We start from the raw sequence: 19510 nt of genomic DNA, 5'->3' as shown, positions 1-19510 counted from the left end.
CGGCGGCTACAGACCGTCAGGCAGCTTCGCCGTCAGCCAGTTCGCCGAACGCCTGGCGATGCCGATCGTTGCCGATGCGGCGCGGCCGAGATCGGTCTTGACCACGGCGTAGCCGGCCTTCGTGCGGTAGAGCAGGGCGCTGCCGCCATCGACCGCCGCTTCATAGGCGACCGGCCGGACGGCTTCCGTTTCCGTCGCCGTGGCCTGCGTTCCGACCGCAGCACTGGGCCGATGGCTCAGTTCCGGTGGCAGCGGGTCTGTCGCTGCGGTGCTGGCCGTCGTCAATTCAGGCTCGGAAGCGGTCGCAGCGAGCTGCGATGACGAAGACGAGTTCTGTGTCCGGCAGATGCCGGAGACCAGCGGATAGTCGAAATTGCGCTCGTGCAGCATCTGGCTTTTCATCGCCGCTTCGCATTCGGCGATGGTCGACCATTTGGCGGGCGTCTCGCCGATATATTCGCAAAGCTTGGCGTCGCAATCGCAGCCGACGATGGTCATGGCGACAAGGGCGGTCTTGATCACAGTCTTGTCCCTCCGAGTTGCCTGGCACATGTGCGCAAGACAACGTGTCTACGGCATCATCAATCGTTGCGGAACAAGGCGGGATTTGGCCGCGATTGTGGAATGAGCGTGGCGGAGCATCACGCAACGTCTTGCCGAGGCCGGCTGTGACCGAAAGGCCTCAGTAATCGTAGACATGCTCGAGCCTGGCGCCCGCCGTCATCAGCGCCGGCAGCACGATGTGCAGCTTGCGCACGGCGACGGTCAGCCCGGTGCGGCGCGTGGAGGGTTCCGCCGGAAGCGGGTAGCTGAACAAGGTGCGTGCACCTTCGGGAACATTGATCTCGTCATTGGAAAGCATGGTGACCATGATCTCGTCATTGCCGCCGATCTCGACGAAGGAGACGCCCTTGTCGATCAGGCGCGGGATCATGTCGGTGAACACCTGATAGCGCCTGGTGACGAAGACCGTGCCGTCGGCGCCGAGATCGCGCTCCAGCAAGGTGTCGGGCTCGTTGCGCGTCACTTCCCCGACCGGACCCTTGGCCCAGACATGAATGTCGAGCAAGGCGGGATCGGTGGTGGCGGCGAGCGCCGACTTGATCAGATCGGCATAGCCCTGCTTGATCGTGTCGGCGAGGCCGAAGGCGAGCTTGCGTTCGCCGGTGCGGACGGCGCTGTCGTCCGGCGCCGGCTGGACGGCTAACAGGCCGGCACGTTTTTCGGCATAGGGAAACTGGTACCACGGCACCTGATCGAGAAAACCGGCGTAGTCGGCCGCGACCTTGGCCTGGTAGATGTCGACGGTGGTGCGCTTGCCGGCTGTCGCTTCGGTAATGCGGCCGACCGTATTTTCATAGGCCCACTGGATGGCGTGCTCGATCGTGTGGCTGGTGCCGATGATCACCAGCATCTGGTGGTTGTCGAGGTTGAACTTGTAGGCGGAGCTGGCGCGGGTGACCATCGCGTAATCCTGCCAGAAGCGGCCGATATAGGAGAGATAAGGGAAGCCGCTCGGCTGGTTCTTGTCGACAAAGCCGGCATATTCACGCGCGGCGTAGACGATGGCCCATTCCGGATAGGTGAGAAAGGTCGATTCCTCCGGCCGCTGGTAGCCGGGAATCTCGGCACCGATCTTGTCGGCCAGCGCCTTCGGCGGGGCACCCTCGGTGACGCCCGGCAATGGTGTTGCGTCCAACGACGGCGTCGTGAGAAAGCCGTAGGCCAGCCCGGCGATCGGGATCAACACGACAATGACGACGAGCCAGAGGATCGCCTTGATGATGCGCTTCAGCCAGCGAAACAGGAACATGGCCGGTCAGGCCGTGGCGAAATGGTCGTACACACGTTTCGACAGCCAGAACCCGACGTAGACGGCGAAGCCGCCGATGACGATGTGCGGCAGGTTGGCGAAGAAGCGGGCCGGGAATTCGATGTCGTTCAGGGAGCGGAAGCCGTTGATGAAAATGCCGCCATCGAGGCAGCCGGAACCGGTGACCAGGCCGAGCACGCCGTCGAACAGATAGACCGAGCCGAACAGCTTGAAATAGAACACCGCCTGGCGGTGCGAGATGAAAGCGGCGGCCAGCGCCCAGACGCCGGAGAAGGCGTGCAGCAAATCATCGTACCACTGCAGCGAAAACAGGCCGAACAGATTGCCGCCGGCGTCGTTGAAAGCCGGCACATAGCCGATGGCAACAACGCCGAAGAACAGGAAAGCATAGGCAACAGCAAGCTTCTGGATGAGCGTCATGAAATGTCCCCCTGCCGTCAGCCCTTTTAAACGGCCCCCGACGGCAAATGGATAGTAGCTGATTTTGGCGCAGCGTGAAGCGTCGCCGGCAAAATCGTCAGGCGGGGCCACAAAGACAGTCGGCGCCGGGATTTCTCCCAGCGCCTCCCTGTCAGATCAGGACACGGTCGCGGCAGCAACTCCCGAAAGATGTCGCGCCATGCCGGCCTTGATTTTGACGGTCCTGCCAGTCGCCACCCGAGGGCAGCGTCCGTTCCGGACCACGCCGGTCTCCGCTCTTGCGAGCTTTGCCCAGCGCGCCATCGAAGGTTTTTGCCGTCCTTCATGGCAGCATCGATCCGCCGTCGGCGTTCGCACGCTTTCCGCGGCCCCGTAGGTCTCGGCGTCCATCCCTCCAACAAGCAAGCCTGTTCTCGTTCAGGGCCGTACGGGCCTCAGGAAATCCGCCGTTCCGCTTTGCCTTTCGGCGTGGCGATCGGTAGTCGCCTGAGATGGGTTTTAACGTACGTCGGATAAGCGTTTGGCGGAACTGCCGCAGGCCTGTGGATAGCGGGATTATCGGGGACTGACCCTGCCAAAATAGCGACTTTCCGATCTCTGCCGCCGCCGGTCGGGATTTGCCGCCTCGATGCCGAACCCGCATTGTCGGGTAATCGCCCCTTGCCCCGCGGCCCGGCGCGGGCTTCAATGCCGGCAAATGATTGGAAGGCGTGTTCGATGGCCTTGGGGAGGCAGGCTTGAAGGTCGCGGTGGTTCTCAATCCGATCGCCGGCGGCGGCAGGCTCAAGCGGCATTGGCCCGAGGTTGCGGCTTCGCTGAAAAGACATTTCGGTGATTTCGAACTGCGTGAAACGCAGGCCGAGGGCGATGCCGAACGGCTGGCGCTCGACCTTGCCGCCATCGGCTTCGAACTGGTGATCGCGGCGGGCGGCGACGGCACCGCCAGCGAAGTCGCCGACGGCCTGCTGAAGGCTTTCCGGGAAAGCGGCCGGACGGCCGAACTCGGGCTGCTGCCGTGCGGCAGCGGCATCGACTTCGCGCGCGGGCTCGGCCTGTCGAACAACGTCGATCTGACGCTGAAGCGGATTGCCGAGGCCAAGGGGCGCAAGGTCGATGCCGGCTGCATCAGCTATGTCGACGACCATGGCGCGCTGGCCAGCCGCCATTTCATCAACATCGCCAGCCTCGGGCTTTCCGGCGCCACCGACCGCGCGGTCAACGCCGACAAGCGCAAGGGCAAGGTTTCGGCCAAGGCGCTGTTCTATTGGCGCACGGTCTGGGAATTCCTCCGTTACCGCTTCCAGGACGTTGCGATCACCATCGACGACGGTGCCCCGGTCGAGGTGCGCATGGCGCTGGTGGCGGTGGCCAACGGAAAATTCTTCGGTGGCGGCATGATGATCGCGCCCGACGCCGAGCTTAATGACGGCGAGTTCGACATCGTCATCCTGCGCGCCGCCGGCAAGCTGAAGCTGATCTGGGACATTCGCCTGCTCTATGGCGGGCGGCACCGCAACCATCCGGCGATCACCATCCTGCGCGGCAAGAAAGTGGTTGTCGAGCCGCTCGGCGATGTGCAAAAGAACGCCGCGCTGATCGACATAGACGGCGAATCGCCAGGTCGCATACCGGCGACCTTCGAAATCCTGCCCGGGGCATTGACGCTGAGATATTGAATCAAGGCGTTGAGGGATTGATTCAAGTTCTTTCGGCGGTGATTCCGATCCTGCGTCCAACGCGTTGAAATCGCGTGACATTGTCGCCCGCTCGACAGGTCACGGCATCAGCGGCGTCTGCATCATCTGCAAATGCAGGTCCTTGCCGGTCCAGGGATGCGCCTCGCAGACGGCTTCGTCGAGTTCGACACCGAGGCCTGGCTCCTTCGACGGGATGACGTTGCCGTCCTGCCATTCGATCTTCTTCTTGAGCAGCTTCGCGTGAAAACCGTCCCACTGTTTCAGCGATTCCAGAATGAGGAAATTGGGCAGCGTCACCGCAAGCTGGATGTTGGCGGCGCCGACGATCGGCCCGCAATAGCAGTGCGGCGCGACCTGGATGTGATAGGCCTCGGCCATGGCGGCGATCTTCTTGGTTTCGAGAATGCCGCCGGAGCGGCCGAGGTCCGGCTGCAGAATGGTCGCCGCACGGTTCTCGATGACGCGGGCAAATTCAAATTTCGTGGTCAGTCTCTCCCCTGTTGCGATGGGGATCGAAGTGCCCCTTGCGACCTGAGCCATGACCTCGGGCATGTCGGGCGGCACCGGCTCCTCGAACCACAGCGGATCATAGGGCTCGATGGCGCGAGCCAGGCGCAGCGCGCCCGATGCGGTGAACTGACCGTGCGTGCCGAACAGGATATCGGCGCGGGTGCCGACCGCCTCGCGGATCGCCTTGACCATGCGGGCGGAGAGGTCGACGTCGACGAGGCGCGGCTGGTGGCCGTCGAAGGCGGTGTAGGGGCCGGCCGGGTCGAGCTTGACCGCATTGAAACCCTGCTCGACATATTCCAGCGCGCAGGCAGCAGCCAGGTCGGGATCGTTGTAGACGTTCTTGCCGCGCGCGTCCTCGGAGTGGACGCTGCCGCTGTGCGGGTAGAGGTAGGTATAGGAACGAAGCGTTTCGTGCACCTGGCCGCCGAGCAGCTTATAGACCGGCTTGCCGGCCTCCTTGCCGATAATGTCCCAGCAGGCGATTTCGAGCGCCGAGAAACAGCCCATGCCCGACACGTCGGGGCGCTGGGTGAAGCCGGATGAATAGGCGCGGCGGAAGAAGGTCTCGACATCGTGCGGGTCGCGGCCGATCAGATAACGCTCGGCCATGTCCTCGACCATTTTCGCCGTGACATGAGCCGAGAAGGTGGCGTTGTAAGCTTCGCCATAGCCGACGACGCCGCCATCGGTGGTGAGCTTGACGAAGATGAAATACTTGCCGCCGATGCCGGGCGGCGGATTGCCCACTACCCAGGTCTTGACGTCGGTGATTTTCATTTCTGATCCTCCAGAACCAGTTCGGCGCCCTTCCATCCGGTCATGATCGCGGCGGCGTTGGTGTTGCCGGTTATGTTGTCGGGAAAGATCGAGGCGTCGATAACGCGCAACGCGTCGAGGCCGTGTACCTTGAGGCGCGGATCGACCACGGCGTGCGCCGCGTCCGGCCCCATGCGGCAGGTCGAGACCGGGTGGTAGACGGTGCCCGAGCGCTTCCTGAAATCCTGAATGAGATCCGCATCGGAGGTGATCGAGGGACCGGGCAAAACCTCTTCCTCTATGATCTCGGCCATCGCCGGCATCGAGGCGATCTTCCGGACGAATTTCACCGCCGCCAGCATTTCAGCGACATCCGCCTCGGTCGAAAAGGCATTGGCGACGATTTTGGGATAATCGCGCGGATTGGCGGAACGGATCATGATTTCGCCGCGGCTCGACGGACGGCAATTGGACAGCCCGATGGAAAAGCCCGGCCATGGATCGGGCGTTAGGATCGGCCGTTCGCCGCTCTTCGGAATGACGGTCGAAAACGCCTGGAAATAGAGCTGCATGTTGGGCCGCGCCGCGGCCGGATCGGTGCGAAAGAAGCCGCCGGCATTGTTCATCGACAGCGACAGCGGGCCCGACCGCAAAAACACATATTGCATGCCGACCAGCAGCTTGCCCCACCATGGGCGCAGGATCTGGTTGAGCGTCGGCAGCCTGCCCTTGAAAGTGTAGTTGATGCCGACATGGTCCTGCAGGTTTGCCCCGACATTCTCGTTGGCGTGAACGACAGGAATGCCCAGACCAGCAAGAAGCGCCGATGGACCGACACCGGAGAGCTGGAGAAGTTGGGGCGAATTGACCGAGCCGCCCGACAGGATGATCTCGCGGCCGGCGCGGGCGGTTTTCGTCTCTCCATTCTGGAGGTACTCGACACCGACGGCGCGCTTGCCCTCGAACAGGATTTTTGTCGCCAGCGCGTTGATCTCGACGCGGACGTTCTTGCGCTTCATCGCCGGGCGCAGGAAGGCGCGCGCCGCCGACATGCGGCGGCCGTTCCTCGTGGTGATCTGGTAGACGCCGACGCCTTCCTGGGAGGCGCCGTTGAAATCCGGGTTGAGCGGCAGGCCGGCCTGGTTGGCGGCGGCGAGATAGCGCTTGGTGAGCGGATGGACGGAGGTCGAGCAGTCGGTGATATGCAGCGGCCCGCCGACGCCGCGCCATTGATCGGCGCCGGCCTGGTTGTCCTCCAGCGCCTTGAACGCAGGCAGCAGGTCGTCGAAGCCCCAGCCGGGATTGCCGGCATCCCGCCAGGCATCGAAATCCTCGCGCGCGCCCCTGATCCAGACCATGGCGTTGATCGAACTCGAGCCGCCGAGCAGCTTGCCGCGCGGCCAGTGGTCGACATTGCCGGCGAGGCCGGGGTCCGGCTCGGCCTTGTAGTTCCAGTTGACCGCCGGGTCGAAGAAGGTCTTGCCGTAGCCGAGCGGCATCTGCACGTAGAAGCGGCGGTCGCTGCCGCCGGCTTCCAGCACCAGCACCGAGAAGCGGCCGGAAGCCGACAATCTTTCGGCCAGGACCGAGCCGGCCGAACCGGAGCCAACGATGATGAAATCATAGGTCTGCATGGTGGCTGCGGCTGGCTCCGGAATTCGGCTCTAACCTAGGCTTGGGCGCGACGCGGCGTCGCCGGGTCTTCCGGCATCCGATGTGAAAAAAGCGACTGGTGATATTCGGTTTGAATGGCCGCTTGTTGCCTGCTGCCCGAGTTCAGTCGTGTTCGCGCCCATCCGGGTCGAACAGGGCCGCCACCTCATTGGCTTCTTCCAGCAGGAAGGTGAACACGCTCGTGTAGGACTTGATCGAACCGGACAGAGGATCATCACTCTCCCAGCGAAAGACCCTCCCGTCCGGATTCATGCCAATTAAATTCCTATTATCCCCGAGTGAACCAATAAAGAGAACATCGTCTGGTGCATTGCTTGGCCGTCTCTGTACATTCGGTTCCAGTATGGAGAAGGGTTGTTGACCCGCCTCCACTAAATTTGTGCGTGACCAGCTGCGTCGCAGCCCATAGACGTTTATATAATTCGCAAACAGACCTATCCCGTTGTGGAGCATGAGAAAGCAACGGAAATTATCTGGAAGTCGGCACGAAATTTCAGACTCCATCTGCCCAACTCCGATGGCATCAAGCGGCGCATACAGTTGATGCAAATACGCTTCAGGCGCTCGATGCGGCGTATGGCCGATCCACTCTGTTCCATCCGGATATGTCTTATAACCGAGACTTTTCCATTTATCGACCGATGCTCGGATTTCTCTGTATGCACGAGCGTCTTCTTCGTTCGACCATTCTTCCTGCCCAGGCATTTCCTTAATAGGCTCCATTTACCCAGTTCGACGGGTTCGTAAGGTCTAACCTGTCGAACGCATCCATCGCATCGAAAACTTTACCTAGTGGCTCTAGCGACCGGCCGGAAGCCGACAATCTTTCGGCCAGGACCGAACCGGCCGAGCCGGAGCCGACGATGATGAAATCATAGGTCTGCATGGTGGCTGCGGGCGGCTCCGGAATTCGGCTCTAACCTAGGCTTGGGCGCGACGCGGCGTCGCCGGGTCTTCCGGCATCCGATGTGAAAAAAGCGACTGGCAACTTCGTTTGAATTTCGACTTTCAGCGCCAAGAAGATTTTTTTGAAAAGAACCTAGCTTGCCCACGCGTCGAGTCGATTGAGGACAGCAATGGCTGGATAGGATTTTCGGTTGGGATAAGCACGCCTGTAATAGGCATTCCAATAGCTTGTGGCCTTGCTGCGCATCGCACGCATTACGTCTCGGTTCTGTCGGACAAAACTGGCATAGGCTGATGCGTCCAGATCAGGTACTGCGGCGTAGATGTCTTCGGCAATTTCGACAACATATTCGCCTAACAGTAGAACGACGAAGGCGATGCTCCAACTTTCATTCAGCGAAAGGATCACCCTGGCTGATTTCTGCCGCAAAAAGCCATCTGTCGATCGTGTCAGCAGGCAATGCGACGGAAATGAAAAGCCAAGGTGATGCTCTCGCACGCTTGGCAGAAAATGTAACCGATAAGGAATATAGATGCCCGCTCCATCAGAAATGAGATGCCGGGACGTCGTTCGGTAAGTGTCGTCGACAAAGGGCGTCAACTCCTCCTCTGCCATGGTGGTCAACATGCTGAATGGGAAAGCTGACTTCGCAGCGCCCGAGAACGGTTTGCGTCGTGTGAACCAATCCACGTTGTGCCTCTGACCAAAAGTTGAAAACGATCCGGCTTCATTTCGAAGTGCCTGCGCTTCCTCGACAAGCGATCCAAGCATTACAGACGAAGATCGGCAATCTGCTTGAAATCATAGCGCATGATCGGCCGGGCCGGCGTCCTGCGGGCGACGATCCTGAACCCGGCGCGCGTGAAGGTGGTGGCATATCCGCTGCCGGATGCGCACGGCGATGTTTCGGCGTCGAAAGGATAGGCTTCGAGTGCAGGCGCATTTGCGCGCCTTGCGACGTCCAGGGCCTGTGCAATCAGCTGGGATGTTGCGCCCCGTCGGCGGTATTGTTTTCGCACGTAGAGGCAGGACAGGGACCAGACCGGCGCATCATCCACACGCTTGAGCTGCCACAGCCGATCGAGCCAGGGCAGGGCATCTCGCGTTGTCACCTGACACCAGCCGACAGCCGTATCGCCGTCGAAAGCAAGCAAACCCGGAGGCGGACCATGCTGGACGGCTTGCCGGAACGCTGCCTTGTTTTCCTCGCCGGGTCGCTTTCGGTAAGAACTGCCGATCCGTCCGTACATACACCAACAGCGACTGCAGACGGCGCTGTCACCGAACAGGTCCTCGAGCGCCGGCCACAGATCGGGCGTTAGTGGGCGAAAGCCAAGTTCCATGTCAGCCGTCATCCGCTATTGATGTTGCTCATTCTAGCCTGCACTGCGCGCTAGCGCATCATAGGTTGCGGTCCATGCGGGGATGTTCAAACCGGGGTTTCACTCAGCATCCCCGTCATGCACCAACTCAGCGCAGAAAACCGAGCACGGCCTCGATGAATTCGGCGGGGTACTCGATGTTCGACAAGTGGACCGCGGGCAGGACAACCAGTTTCGCGCCGGGCACCGTCGCCGCGATCAGCTCGCTATGGCTGGCGGCTGTCACAGTGTCGTGCCGGCCGGCGATCACCAGCGTTGGCCTGGAAATCAGCGCTATGGTTCGGCGAAGGTCCGCATCGCGAACCGCCGCGAACAGACCAGCCAAGCCTTGCCGGTCGATGGCCAGCAGCATGGTGCGAAATTCTTCGATGACGGGCTCGTTGGCCGCCAGCATACGCGCAGGAAACCAGTTGCCCAGGAACATCTCGGCGGTTTCGGACATATCCGGCGCCTGCAGCACGGCGGCAATCCGCTCGTCAAACTGCTTTGCCGGTCCGAGGCAGGACGAGGTGTTGCTCAGGATCAATCGTTCGATCCGCTCGGGCGCGTGGATGCCGAGCCACTGCCCGACGAAGCCGCCCAACGACAGACCGAGGAAGTGTACGCGTTCAATGCCCAGGGCGTCGAGCAACTCGATCACGTCGCGGCCAAGCCGGTCGAGCGAATAAGCGCCGGCCGGAACGCTCGACCCTCCGTGGCCGCGAAAGTCATAGCGCAGAACACGGAAATGCTTCGACAGCTCATTGACCTGCATGTCCCACATCCGCAGTGTGGTGGCGATGGAATTCGACAGCATCAGCACGGGGTTCCCGGCGTCGCCGTCGATGCGGTAGGCGATGCGTGTGCCATCGCCGACGGTCACGAAATCCAGCTCATTCATGGTGAATACACCTTCCTTCTGGAGCGTTGAATGTGGCAAAGCCTAGCTGCGGCGCGCTTTTGATGATATTACAAAGATAGGACTATCTCTGTAATGTAAGCTGACATGGCCGAATTCACCCTGCACGACCTGCAATGCTTCGATGCCGTGGTCCGCTGCGGCGGCTTTCAGCCTGCGGCGGCCATGCTGCATCGCTCGCACCCGGCTGTGTTCGCAGCCATTGCAAAGCTGGAGCGGCAACTCGACCTCGTTCTTTTGGATCGCAGCGGCTATCGCGTGCGCCCCACCGAGGCAGGGCTGTCGTTCCATCGCAGGGCACAATCGCTGCTGCGCGAGCTCGAGGGCTTGCGGCTTCATGCTGCTCAGCTGTCAATGGGCGAAGAAAGCGAGATCCATGTGGTGATCGGCGACCTTTGCCCGCGCCCGCAGGCATTGGGCATGCTCGGACGGTTCTTCGCCCAGTGTCCGGGCACACGCCTGCACCTGCATTTCGAGGCGGTGGGCGGCCCGTGGGAGCGCCTCTTCGATGACGAAGCCGATTTGATCCTGCACTGGATCGACAAGAGCGATCCGCGGGTGGAATGGATCGATCTGTGCAAGGTGCCCTTCGTCCCAGTAGTAGCGTCGGGCTTTCTGCCGGAACGCATCAAGCACCCCATCACGCCGGATCAGATGCACGCGTTCACCCGATGTGTCATGCGCGACACGGCCCGCCATTCACCGCAACAAGACTACTTCATGATCGAGGGTGCGCCTCAATGCATGGTGGCCGATCAGGGGATGAAGAAGGAAATCATCCTGCAGGGCCTCGGATGGGGCCACATGCCCCGCTTCCTGATCGAGGAAGAGCTGCGCAACGGACGCCTGCAATCCGTTGCCGGCCGTCATCTGCCAGGCCGTACCGAGGAGTTGGTGGTGGCGCGCCGCCGCGACCGGCCGCACGGGCCGATCTCGAACCGGCTGTGGGATCATATCGAGCAAGAGGCGCCGACGTTGCGCCGAGCGCTCGAACGTCGGACACCTGTCCGGCACGCAAAGCAAGGGCTCGGCATCGAGTGAATTCTTCGAGGCCGTTCAGTCTATCGGTAGGTAGAACCGTAATTCCTATATTGTTGTTATCTCAGTCCTTCATTAGGGTCTGCTGCATCTGACAAAATCGGCGACGCTCACGTGAAGAGTCTCAAATGCGCCTCATCTTTTTATTGCCGCTTCTCGCATCTCTCGCGTCGTCGACCGTTTTGGCGGAGGAGGTCTATCACAACGTGGCCAGCCAAGATTCATTGGCTCGCGCCGACATACTCGGCCGCATGATGAACGCGCTGACGAGACACAAGAAATTTGACGACAAATGCGATTTGGCTCCGCTGATAGATATTAAGGCGTTCGAAAATTACTACAAAAAGCTGACTTGGAGCCTTAGTCCTTCAGACCTCGCACTAGTACAAAAGCACTACTCCGACGCACAAACCACTTGGAGCGCCAAAGGCGGCGGGGTACCCGGAACAGAGTGCGATGACCTCAGCTATGAAATTCTAGATTTAGATATTGGAACCTCGAATCCCCGCGACGAGATGCTAAGTCTACTCAATGCGGCGCCGCGTGGCAGTTCACAGTACAAAATCTATGCAGCGGCGGTGGCATGGGGTGGATATCTCCAAGCGTTCATCACTTGCCCCGATTACTCTGTCAGTTCGAACGCTGTGGAGAAAATGCAAAAAAATAATATGGATGAGTTTCGAGTCCCGTACCTGTTGGCAAGGATGGCCGCCGTTAAAGCCCCTCCTGATTGTCGAGATATAGAGCCTTTCGCACGTGATGGCGGGGTGTATCGCCCTAGAAGCAAGTGAGAAGTCCATCGATTACGCACTCTATCGTTAGTACGTGCGCCGCGCACCATACCGGCAACCCAGGTGCGGAGAGCGCGTTGACGTATCATCGTCCCGCCGATACGGATCGGGACAATCGATCGCAAAGGTTTTTTCAGCATGGTGCATTACGCGGACGGGCGGCCGATCGGCGATCTGACGCTCAGGACGCTGGCCATGCCTTCCGACGCCAATGCGGCAGGCGACATTTTTGGCGGCTGGGTGATGGCGCAGATGGATCTCGCCTGCGGCATCCGCGCCGCCGAGCGCGCCAAGGGCCGCGTGGTGACGGCGGCGGTGAAGGAAATGTCCTTCGCCAAGCCGATGAAGATCGGCGACACGCTGTGCATCTATACGCATGTCGAACGCGTCGGCCGCACCTCGATGACGCTCAAGGTCGAGGCCTGGGCGCAGCGCTATCTCTCCGACCTGATGGAGAAGGTCACCCATGCCGACTTCGTCATGGTGGCGCTGGACGGCGAAGGCAAACCGAAGGCGGTTCCGGCCGAAGGCTGACCCGGCCTGATTCCAGAAGACGGATTTAAACAGCCGTCTCTCCCGCGCGGGGGACGCGGACAGCGATCCCGCGTGGTCTTTGGCTAACGGGTTCCCGCATGCGCGCCTGCAGCGCGACCGACGGGATCTTGGGAGGAAAGACAATGCGTCAACACATGCTGAACGCTGCCCTGGCGGGTGCCTTTGCAGCCTTGCTCTGCCTGTCGTCCGCAAGCGCTTTGGCCGAGGTCAAAAAAGGCGATCCAGGCGCCACCTGCACGTCGGAAAACCGCACCATCAACGGGCAAGCGGCCAAGTGCGAGATCTGCTCGGCGACGAAATGCGACACCAGCGGCACGACGGTGAGCAATTGCCGCAAGGAGACGACCACGACCTGCACGATTGGCGGCAAGGTGGTCAGTCCCAACCCGAAATGGAACCGGATCGAGAAGCTGCCGAAGAGCAAGATGCAGTTACAGCAGTAGCGCTCGTCCGGAGGATCCCGACAGGTTCAAACCCTTGCAGCACAAGGGTTCAGCTGTGCATGGCGTCGAACTTCTCGCGCGCCGCCTTGACGCGCTCGGTGTTCTTGCGTGCCCATTCGCCGAGCGCATCGACCGGCACCAGCAGTTCGTAGCCAAGATCGGTCAATTCGTAGTCGACCCGCGGCGGGATGGTCGGGAACACGGTGCGCGTAACGAAGCCGTCGCGCTCGAGCCCGCGCAAGGTCGTGGTCAGCATCTTTTGCGAAATGCCGCCGACCGCGCTGCGCAACTCGTTGAAACGCAGCGGCCCGTTGCCAAGCTTGCCGACCACGAGCACCGTCCATTTGTCGCCGACGCGCTGCAGGATTTCCGAGATGGCGCGGCAGTCCTCGGTGCGGTGCGGGTGCCTTGGTAACAAAAAAGTGCCTCCTTGCACATTGAGCGGCCAGTTACTCATATAGCTCAGGTATCTAAACGATACCAGTATTCCCGTAAGGAGAGCCCCCTCTATGTCAAAACCCAAAATCGCCATCATCATTGGTTCAACCCGCGCGGCCCGCTTTGCCGACGTCCCGACCCAATGGATTGCCAAGATAGCCAAGTCGCACGCCGACATCGACGTCGAAGTCGTCGACCTGCGCGACTTCCCGCTGCCGTTCTTCGATGAGGTCGCATCCTCCGCCTGGGTGCCGTCGCAGAACGAAGTGGCGCAGCGCTGGCAAAAGAAGGTCGCCGGATTCGACGGCTTCATCTTCACCGCCGCCGAATACAATCATGGCCCGACGGCCGTGCTGAAGAACGCCATCGACTACGCCGCCAACGAGTGGAACAAGAAGCCGGCCGGCTTCGTCGGGTATGGCAGCGTCGGTGGCGCGCGCGCGGTCGAGCAGCTGAGGCTGCATGCGGTCGAGCTGCAGATGGCGCCGGTGAAGTCCGCCGTACACATCGCCTGGGCCGATTTCCTTGCGGTCAAGCAAGGCGACAAGAAGCTCGATGAGTTCGAGCACCTCAACCAGGCGGCAACCGCGCTGGTCAACGACATTGCATGGTGGGCCAGGGTGCTGAAGACGGCGCGTCAGGCCGATGCCGTCGCCGAGGAAGTCAAGGCGGCCTGAGCACAGGTTCGAGCAGTCCTCCCAAGGATTAATTCTCCCAAGCATTGGGGCGGCGCATGCGCCGCCCTTTTTGTTCACACGGCATGGGCGTCCTGCGCTTGCCGTGGTCTGATGATGCAATCGGCAAGGCGGTCCATCTCATTCAGCTCGTCGGCGTGATGCTGGCCCCACTGGCAAAGTGCCAGCAGGATCGGCTCGAGGCTGAGGCCGAGCCGCGTCGCCGAATATTCGACGCGCGAAGGTATCTCGGCAAAGATCTCGCGGCGGACGAGGCCGTGCTCTTCCATTTCGCGAAGCTGCTGGATCAGCACTTTCTGGGTGATATCGGGCATCAGCGCCTGCAGCGCCGACAGCCGCCGGGGCCCGTCGAAGAGATGGTACAGGATGACCGCCTTCCAGCGGCCCGAAATCACTTTCAGCGCGCGCTCCGCCGGCAGCATCGGCAGTCTCTTAATCGGCTTGGCCATGGTCACCTCCCGGTCAGCAGCGGACAAATTGGTGTGTAGTCGAAGCCAGGCAGATAGTGGCAAACAGCGGCCGATGCCAACAGCGATCGGTGCATGCGATGAGAGCCATTCAACTGAGCCGCTTCGGCGGGCCCGACGTTCTCGACATAGTCACGGTGCCGAAGCCTGAGCCGCAAGCCGGCGAGGTCCTGGTCCGCGTTCATGCGGCCGGGGTGAATTTCTTCGAAGTGCTGATGCGCGCGGATCGCTATGCGGTGACGCCGCGACTGCCGATGATCCCTGGCGTCGAGGCCGCCGGGATCGTGGAGGCGCTTGGGCAGGGGGTGGACGCTTCCTTGCTCGGCACGCGCGTCGCCGCGCCGTTGTTCGCCTCGAGCCGCCCGTTTGGCGGCTATGCCGAGTATGTGACGATCGACGCAAGCCTGGCCGTGCCCTTGCCGGATTCGCTCTCGTTCGAAAACGCGACGGCATTGATGGTGCAAGGACTGACGGCATTGTATTTATCGCGGCAAAGCCCGCCGGCCGGCAGATCGGTGCTGGTCGCCGCTGCCGCGGGCGGCGTCGGTTCGTTGCTCGTCCAGCTTGCCAAGCGCGCCGGCGCGAGCCGTGTCATCGCGGCAGCCGGCAGCAAAGCCAAGCTCGACCTTACTTTGTCGCTGGGAGCCGATGCTGCCGTCGACTACAGCAACACGGATTGGCCGGTGCACGTCCGGGCAGCGACAGGTGGCGCTGGCGTCGACATCATCTACGACATTGTCGGCGGCCGGCTGACGGCGGTTGCGCTGGAGGCTCTGGCACCTCGCGGAGAGTTGGTGTTTGCAGCACTTGGCAGATACGCCCTCGGCGCCCCGGAGATGGAGGCGATGATCGGCCGCAACCAGTCGCTGAAGGGTTTTGCCCTGCTGCAGTTGCTGTCTACGGACGGTCTCCGTGACGGCCTTTTGGAGCTTTTCGATCTGGCCGGTGGTGGTCAGCTTGTGGTGACCAAAGGTGGCCGCTTCCCGCTCGACCAGGCCAGCCACGCACATCGCCTGCTGGAGGAGCGCGGCGCGACCGGCAAAGTTGTCCTGATACCTTAGTAGGTGCTCGGCAAGGAGCCGAGGATCCGGGCTTGTGCCGTTCTGGCCGTCAGCGAACCCGGTAGAACGGATTAGGCAGCAGGAACAGCTTCTCGGCATGCCCACCGAACAGGTCGGATGGCTGGTCACCGACATTGGCAATTATTGTGTAGCCGGCCTTTTCGATTTCGGCCCTTATGGGTGCCTTGAAATCTGCGGCGGAGCCGTATTTGGCCCCAGGCTGGACCATGTAAAGGTGCTCGTAGCCGGCATAGCCGGCCGACTGCAGGTTCTGTTCGGTTGCCTGACGCTGGTCCTCCGGACGTCCGGTGATGAAGAACACCGCGACTTTCGCTGCTCGTGCCTGCCGGAAGACCTCCAGCACGGCGTCGATGGCCGGATCCTTCGCAAGCTGATCCCAGGCGGCCCAGCCACAGGGACCATCGATTGCGATGTCGCAGGCGCCGCCGATCGGGCGGCCGAAATTGTCACGTGTGATCACTTCCCAGTTGGCCAAAGCCGTCTCGTCGATATCGAGCACCAGTGCGGGGCGAGGCACCTCCATTGCGCGCTTGATGACCCAGTCGCCTGCCTGCTTCGCCACGGTGGCCAGGTCGCGGTCATAGTCGCCGGAATCATGATAATTGGCGGCCGCCAGCATCGCATCGCCGACATTGGCTGGCTGGGACGGGCTTGTGAGAAGGAGCGAGTCGGAACGCGCCGGCCCAGGAACATTTGTGCCGATCATCAGCCCGATTGCACCGGCACGCGCAATTCTATTCCAGCCAATCGCCCGCATCACGAGACTTTGCTGTCACGAGAAGTCGGCTGTCAAGTGAGGTCTTCCACAGGTAGTGTCTCAGTTTGAAATTTGAAATATGCGAAAGCGCCTATCACGGTTTGCCCGCATAGGCGAAAGCGCCTATATGCTTAGCGGAAAGCATAGGGGCGACAAGTGGCCTACACTGTCATCTGGTATGGAAGACAGGGCATCATCGATAAGGTGATCTTCGACGCCGAGAAGGCGGCGAAAGACCACGCTACCTCCATGTTCCAGACCCGAAAGGGCGACGATGGAATCGTGTCCGTTGAAGTTCGTAAGGACAACGGCGCTGTCGTTTTTAGCCATGCGGAGAACTAGAAATGCCTACCGGACCTAAAGGCCAGAAACGCCCCGCCGACGTGATCGGCAACGCCGTCCGCGTCATGCGCATCGCGACAGGCGAGGAAGCCGACGATGTGATTGACGACGGCAAAGACCCTGCCGCGAAAGCTCTTGGTGCCAAGGGCGGAAAGAAGCGCGCCGAGAACATGACGCCAGAGCGTCGCGCCGAGATCGCGCGTAAGGCCGCTGCAAGCCGTTGGAAAAAGTAGGACTACTGGTAGGAGTCCTTTTCTTCGTCCGTCATCGGTTCATGTGATGCTTGCTGCGCGGCGGTACTGGCGCGGCGCTGCATCTTCCGAATGAACAGCTTCAAATGATCCTCTAGATCGGCAAAGCTTGCTGACGACAAGTTCTCAGGGAAAACTATCGTCACGTCGCCTTCGTCAAGGGTGATCACTTCCTTTCGGGTGCCGGGATTGGCTTCGACGGTGCCGGCCCGTCGAGCCGCCTCTAGAAGCCATGACTGCTTGCGTGTCGTTTCTGGCGCGGGAGTCTCTTCGACCTGCATGTCTATTTCCTCATCCGAACCTTGTTCCGGGGGATTATAACTCCCCACCGAATCCGGTACAAGCCGCAAAGTTCCGAGGTAAGCCTTTATGGCTTTCGCGACGGCATCAGGGGCAAATCCTCGTTTAGCAAGCCAGTATCGCAGATTGGGTTCGCTGGGCATGCCTGGCATCTCCTTTCGGATTTCCCGGAATAGAGCCGGACGCCATGCAAGGCGTTCCAGTGCGTCGCGCCTATCCGGCGACGCAGGTGGGGCCATCAGTGCGGCAACGGCATCGTCGGTGAGGCGGAGTTCGTCGCCGCTGCCTTCCAGTAGGCCGTAGGCCCTAAGCACACCGATCTTTCCCAGCGCCGGGCCGCTCAGTCCCTCATGCCCAAGATGTTGCGCAACGACGATCTGGGGAACCTTGTTCCGGTGGTCTTTTTCGTAAAGCGTGCGGGCCATCGCTAGCGCCGCTGTCAAATCGGTGTTCGGATAGTTCGGGCTGCGCACCTTTGCCATTGTCGTTCTCCTGTTTTGTTATCGACATTATCTCTCATCTAAAGAGAAAAATCAAGAGAAGAACGCTAACTGCTAACTCAGTAGGGGGCTTGCGCGGCGGCGAGAAGGCGACTACCATGCAAGAATCATAAGGAGGATGTCATGTCCAGAAGAGTGCGGGGCCAAAGCGTGACGCCGACCGGCGGCTGCGGCCCTTCCAAATAGAAAAGCCGCTGCGCGATCCCTGGCAGGAAACGCAGCGGCTTTAGGTCGGCAACATCGGGCGGGCGGCTTTCGGGCCGTCCGCTTCGCGCTCGTAGCTCAGTTGGATAGAGCTGGAGTTTCGTAGCTTCCCGGTCGCAGGTTCGAGTCCTGTCGAGCGCTCCACCAAATCACTACGGCTGTCGCTACTTAACATAGTGACAGCCGTTTGTGAACTGGCGAGCCACTGGTCGATGGGCACTTTGAGGCATGGGAGTACGGACCCGTCCACCCTGACCTCTATCAGCGCCTTAAGATATTTGGCGCAGACCGGGTGGACAATATTTTCTACGGGATTGGCGATTTAAACCCGGGCCCTGAGAGGGCGATCCTAGACGAGGCTTGCAGGGATCTTGGAAAATTGGGGCCGGGGCGGCTCGTTAATGCCACGCATCGGAAAGATGGCGCGTGGGCTAAGAATTACATTCCTGGGATGCGCCATTGCGTAATCCCGAATGCGGATATCTTGAACGAGTATCGGGAACTGGACAATGGGGAGTGAAGCCGACCCGCCAGTGGTCGGCAAAGGCTTTGGCGCTCTGGTATCGTCCGAGCCATCACCCAAAGACAAACAAATTGAAGAATTGCAGGCGAAGCTTGCGCATGAACGCGACGCTCGGCTTGAAGAACGATTTGTCTTCATCGTCATAGCCGTGATGTTGCTGGACGTTGTTTTCTTCACGCTCATGCCGACGTTCGGCGGGCCAATCGCACTGTTGATTTTGGAACTGCTCGTCCTGATTCCGCTGGCCAAGAGAATGGGGATGGAAGAGATCGCTACCATCCTCGGGCGCGTCCTTGACCGCATGGTCGCCAAAGGCGGGGACGGCTTAAATTTCAAACTGAGACACTACCCTTCCACAGGTCCTCGAGACTGCGACGCTGAATTGGACATTCCAGATGCCGAATGTATCTATGGGTTGCTGCAAGCTACACGATTTCCGCCGTCGCGGTCTCTCCCTCCGACAGGTGACGCACCGCCGAAATCTCCGGCGGAAGTGCGTCACCCGAAATTCATAGCCAACAAGGCCTTGGCCGTGCCCTACGCCGCCTGAACGATCTCGACCAGTTCAACGTCGAACACCAGATCCCGTCCGGCCAACGGATGATTGCCGTCGAGCTTGACGCTGGTGTCGTCCACGCCGACGACTGTTACCGGCATCGGGCGCCCTTCTGAGGTTCTGACCTGCAATCGAGTGCCGATATCGACGTTGATGTTGTCTGGCACGCGGGCGCGGTCGACGGTCATGACCGCTTCGGGGCGGTGGGGGCCATAGGCGGCCTCGGCGGGAACAGTCACGGTGCTTTTCGCGCCCACCTCCATGCCCTCGACATGGGTTTCAAGACCAGGGATCACTTGTCCTTCACCCAGCGTGAATTGCAGCGGTTCGTTGCCGGAAGAATCGAATTGGGTGCCGTCTGCCAGGCGTCCATTGTAATTGATGCGCACGGTGTCGCCATTCTTGGCCTGTGTCATGATAGCCATCCTTTGAAAGTTTCGAGGGGCCGGCCAAAGCTCACGGTCCCGTCCTCGATCATCCACGCACT

26 protein-coding genes and 1 tRNA gene are annotated in these 19510 nt (G+C 60.8%); 12 read left to right on the top strand and 15 right to left on the bottom strand.

Translation table 11 applies throughout. The annotated features are described in order from the left end of the window. Positions 1-6: 6 nt before the first annotated feature. From NKJ28_RS24115 to NKJ28_RS24105, 3 genes are all read right to left on the bottom strand, one after another. Positions 7-522: a hypothetical protein gene (locus NKJ28_RS24115; protein ID WP_352637224.1), complete on the bottom strand. Its 516-nt coding sequence runs from the start codon at positions 520-522 to the stop codon at positions 7-9. Positions 523-682: 160 nt separating this feature from the next. Further along, positions 683-1813: a hypothetical protein gene (locus tag NKJ28_RS24110; RefSeq protein ID WP_352637222.1), complete on the bottom strand. Its 1131-nt coding sequence runs from the start codon at positions 1811-1813 to the stop codon at positions 683-685. 6 nt (positions 1814-1819) lie between these two features. Next, a complete protein-coding gene (locus NKJ28_RS24105; RefSeq protein WP_023719157.1) occupies positions 1820-2254 on the bottom strand; it encodes a DUF4383 domain-containing protein in 435 nt (144 codons plus the stop codon). A 737-nt stretch (positions 2255-2991) separates the two neighbouring features. On the opposite strand from NKJ28_RS24105, the gene NKJ28_RS24100 reads away from it, so the two are divergent. Next, positions 2992-3930 carry a diacylglycerol/lipid kinase family protein gene (locus tag NKJ28_RS24100; protein WP_352586809.1) on the top strand — a complete coding sequence of 313 codons (939 nt, stop codon included), beginning with the start codon at positions 2992-2994 and terminating at the stop codon, positions 3928-3930. A 99-nt stretch (positions 3931-4029) separates the two neighbouring features. Here NKJ28_RS24100 and NKJ28_RS24095 read toward each other — a convergent pair whose 3' ends face one another. From NKJ28_RS24095 to NKJ28_RS24065, 7 genes are all read right to left on the bottom strand, one after another. Next, positions 4030-5241, bottom strand: a complete 1212-nt coding sequence (locus NKJ28_RS24095; protein ID WP_352637220.1) for a mandelate racemase/muconate lactonizing enzyme family protein — start codon at positions 5239-5241, stop codon at positions 4030-4032. Then, positions 5238-6854, bottom strand: a complete 1617-nt coding sequence (locus tag NKJ28_RS24090; RefSeq protein WP_352637219.1) for a GMC family oxidoreductase — start codon at positions 6852-6854, stop codon at positions 5238-5240. The genes NKJ28_RS24095 and NKJ28_RS24090 overlap by 4 nt, the downstream gene beginning before the upstream one ends. A 142-nt stretch (positions 6855-6996) precedes the next feature. Further along, positions 6997-7617, bottom strand: a complete 621-nt coding sequence (locus NKJ28_RS24085) for an SMI1/KNR4 family protein (RefSeq protein WP_352637218.1) — start codon at positions 7615-7617, stop codon at positions 6997-6999. Further along, positions 7604-7780, bottom strand: coding sequence for a hypothetical protein (locus NKJ28_RS24080; protein WP_352637217.1), 177 nt, complete (start codon positions 7778-7780; stop codon positions 7604-7606). Before NKJ28_RS24080 ends, NKJ28_RS24085 begins: the two co-directional genes overlap by 14 nt. A gap of 153 nt (positions 7781-7933) precedes the next feature. Further along, positions 7934-8572 carry a hypothetical protein gene (locus tag NKJ28_RS24075; protein WP_352637216.1) on the bottom strand — a complete coding sequence of 213 codons (639 nt, stop codon included), beginning with the start codon at positions 8570-8572 and terminating at the stop codon, positions 7934-7936. After that, the gene (locus tag NKJ28_RS24070) at positions 8572-9144 is read right to left on the bottom strand and encodes a GNAT family N-acetyltransferase (RefSeq protein ID WP_352637215.1); all 573 of its coding nucleotides are present in this window, start codon (positions 9142-9144) and stop codon (positions 8572-8574) included. The genes NKJ28_RS24075 and NKJ28_RS24070 overlap by 1 nt, the downstream gene beginning before the upstream one ends. A 127-nt stretch (positions 9145-9271) precedes the next feature. Then, on the bottom strand, positions 9272-10063 hold the full coding sequence (locus NKJ28_RS24065) for an alpha/beta fold hydrolase (RefSeq protein WP_352637214.1): 792 nt from the start codon (positions 10061-10063) through the stop codon (positions 9272-9274). Between the two features lie 105 nt (positions 10064-10168). On the opposite strand from NKJ28_RS24065, the gene NKJ28_RS24060 reads away from it, so the two are divergent. The 4 genes from NKJ28_RS24060 (at position 10169) to NKJ28_RS24045 (ending at position 12908) form a co-directional block, all read left to right on the top strand. Further along, complete coding sequence (locus NKJ28_RS24060; protein WP_352637213.1) at positions 10169-11122, top strand: LysR family transcriptional regulator; 954 nt, start codon at positions 10169-10171, stop codon at positions 11120-11122. A 125-nt stretch (positions 11123-11247) separates the two neighbouring features. Then, on the top strand, positions 11248-11910 hold the full coding sequence (locus tag NKJ28_RS24055; RefSeq protein ID WP_352637211.1) for a hypothetical protein: 663 nt from the start codon (positions 11248-11250) through the stop codon (positions 11908-11910). 138 nt (positions 11911-12048) lie between these two features. Further along, complete coding sequence (locus NKJ28_RS24050) at positions 12049-12444, top strand: acyl-CoA thioesterase (protein ID WP_023678380.1); 396 nt, start codon at positions 12049-12051, stop codon at positions 12442-12444. A gap of 143 nt (positions 12445-12587) precedes the next feature. Next, positions 12588-12908 carry a hypothetical protein gene (locus NKJ28_RS24045; protein WP_352456951.1) on the top strand — a complete coding sequence of 107 codons (321 nt, stop codon included), beginning with the start codon at positions 12588-12590 and terminating at the stop codon, positions 12906-12908. Between the two features lie 49 nt (positions 12909-12957). Here NKJ28_RS24045 and NKJ28_RS24040 read toward each other — a convergent pair whose 3' ends face one another. Next, complete coding sequence (locus NKJ28_RS24040; RefSeq protein ID WP_023678378.1) at positions 12958-13326, bottom strand: winged helix-turn-helix transcriptional regulator; 369 nt, start codon at positions 13324-13326, stop codon at positions 12958-12960. Between the two features lie 91 nt (positions 13327-13417). Between NKJ28_RS24040 and NKJ28_RS24035 the strand changes: the two genes are divergently transcribed. Further along, positions 13418-14023, top strand: coding sequence for an NADPH-dependent FMN reductase (locus NKJ28_RS24035; protein WP_023678377.1), 606 nt, complete (start codon positions 13418-13420; stop codon positions 14021-14023). A 74-nt stretch (positions 14024-14097) separates the two neighbouring features. Here NKJ28_RS24035 and NKJ28_RS24030 read toward each other — a convergent pair whose 3' ends face one another. Further along, entirely contained in the window at positions 14098-14490 is a 393-nt protein-coding gene (locus NKJ28_RS24030; RefSeq protein WP_352637209.1) for a winged helix-turn-helix transcriptional regulator, read from the bottom strand. A 98-nt stretch (positions 14491-14588) separates the two neighbouring features. Here NKJ28_RS24030 and NKJ28_RS24025 point away from each other — a divergent pair, with 98 nt between their 5' ends. Further along, the gene (locus tag NKJ28_RS24025) at positions 14589-15569 is read left to right on the top strand and encodes a quinone oxidoreductase family protein (protein WP_352637208.1); all 981 of its coding nucleotides are present in this window, start codon (positions 14589-14591) and stop codon (positions 15567-15569) included. A 49-nt stretch (positions 15570-15618) separates the two neighbouring features. Here NKJ28_RS24025 and NKJ28_RS24020 read toward each other — a convergent pair whose 3' ends face one another. Continuing rightward, a complete protein-coding gene (locus NKJ28_RS24020; protein ID WP_352637251.1) occupies positions 15619-16347 on the bottom strand; it encodes an HAD family acid phosphatase in 729 nt (242 codons plus the stop codon). Between the two features lie 156 nt (positions 16348-16503). On the opposite strand from NKJ28_RS24020, the gene NKJ28_RS24015 reads away from it, so the two are divergent. Both NKJ28_RS24015 and NKJ28_RS24010 read left to right on the top strand, forming a co-directional pair. Then, positions 16504-16689, top strand: coding sequence for a hypothetical protein (locus NKJ28_RS24015; protein WP_352637207.1), 186 nt, complete (start codon positions 16504-16506; stop codon positions 16687-16689). 2 nt (positions 16690-16691) lie between these two features. Then, a complete protein-coding gene (locus tag NKJ28_RS24010; protein ID WP_352637206.1) occupies positions 16692-16922 on the top strand; it encodes an RNA-binding protein in 231 nt (76 codons plus the stop codon). A gap of 2 nt (positions 16923-16924) precedes the next feature. Here the strand turns inward: NKJ28_RS24010 and NKJ28_RS24005 are convergent, their stop codons facing one another. Continuing rightward, entirely contained in the window at positions 16925-17722 is a 798-nt protein-coding gene (locus tag NKJ28_RS24005; RefSeq protein ID WP_352637205.1) for a hypothetical protein, read from the bottom strand. A 289-nt stretch (positions 17723-18011) separates the two neighbouring features. Between NKJ28_RS24005 and NKJ28_RS24000 the strand changes: the two genes are divergently transcribed. The 3 genes from NKJ28_RS24000 (at position 18012) to NKJ28_RS23990 (ending at position 19017) form a co-directional block, all read left to right on the top strand. Beyond that, positions 18012-18088: transfer RNA gene (locus NKJ28_RS24000), tRNA-Thr, on the top strand. A gap of 61 nt (positions 18089-18149) precedes the next feature. Next, a complete protein-coding gene (locus tag NKJ28_RS23995) occupies positions 18150-18464 on the top strand; it encodes a Panacea domain-containing protein (RefSeq protein WP_352637249.1) in 315 nt (104 codons plus the stop codon). After that, positions 18454-19017 carry a hypothetical protein gene (locus tag NKJ28_RS23990; protein ID WP_352637204.1) on the top strand — a complete coding sequence of 188 codons (564 nt, stop codon included), beginning with the start codon at positions 18454-18456 and terminating at the stop codon, positions 19015-19017. Before NKJ28_RS23995 ends, NKJ28_RS23990 begins: the two co-directional genes overlap by 11 nt. Here NKJ28_RS23990 and NKJ28_RS23985 read toward each other — a convergent pair. Beyond that, positions 19005-19439, bottom strand: a complete 435-nt coding sequence (locus tag NKJ28_RS23985) for an FKBP-type peptidyl-prolyl cis-trans isomerase (RefSeq protein ID WP_352456956.1) — start codon at positions 19437-19439, stop codon at positions 19005-19007. The two genes, NKJ28_RS23990 and NKJ28_RS23985, sit on opposite strands and share 13 nt — an antisense overlap. Between the last annotated feature and the right edge of the window lie 71 nt (positions 19440-19510).

This window comes from Mesorhizobium sp. M0145, assembly GCF_040322355.1.
Taxonomy (GTDB): Bacteria; Pseudomonadota; Alphaproteobacteria; order Rhizobiales; family Rhizobiaceae; genus Mesorhizobium.
The sequence above is the reverse complement of the archived record's forward strand: the minus strand, read 5'-3'. Positions and strand labels throughout refer to the sequence as shown.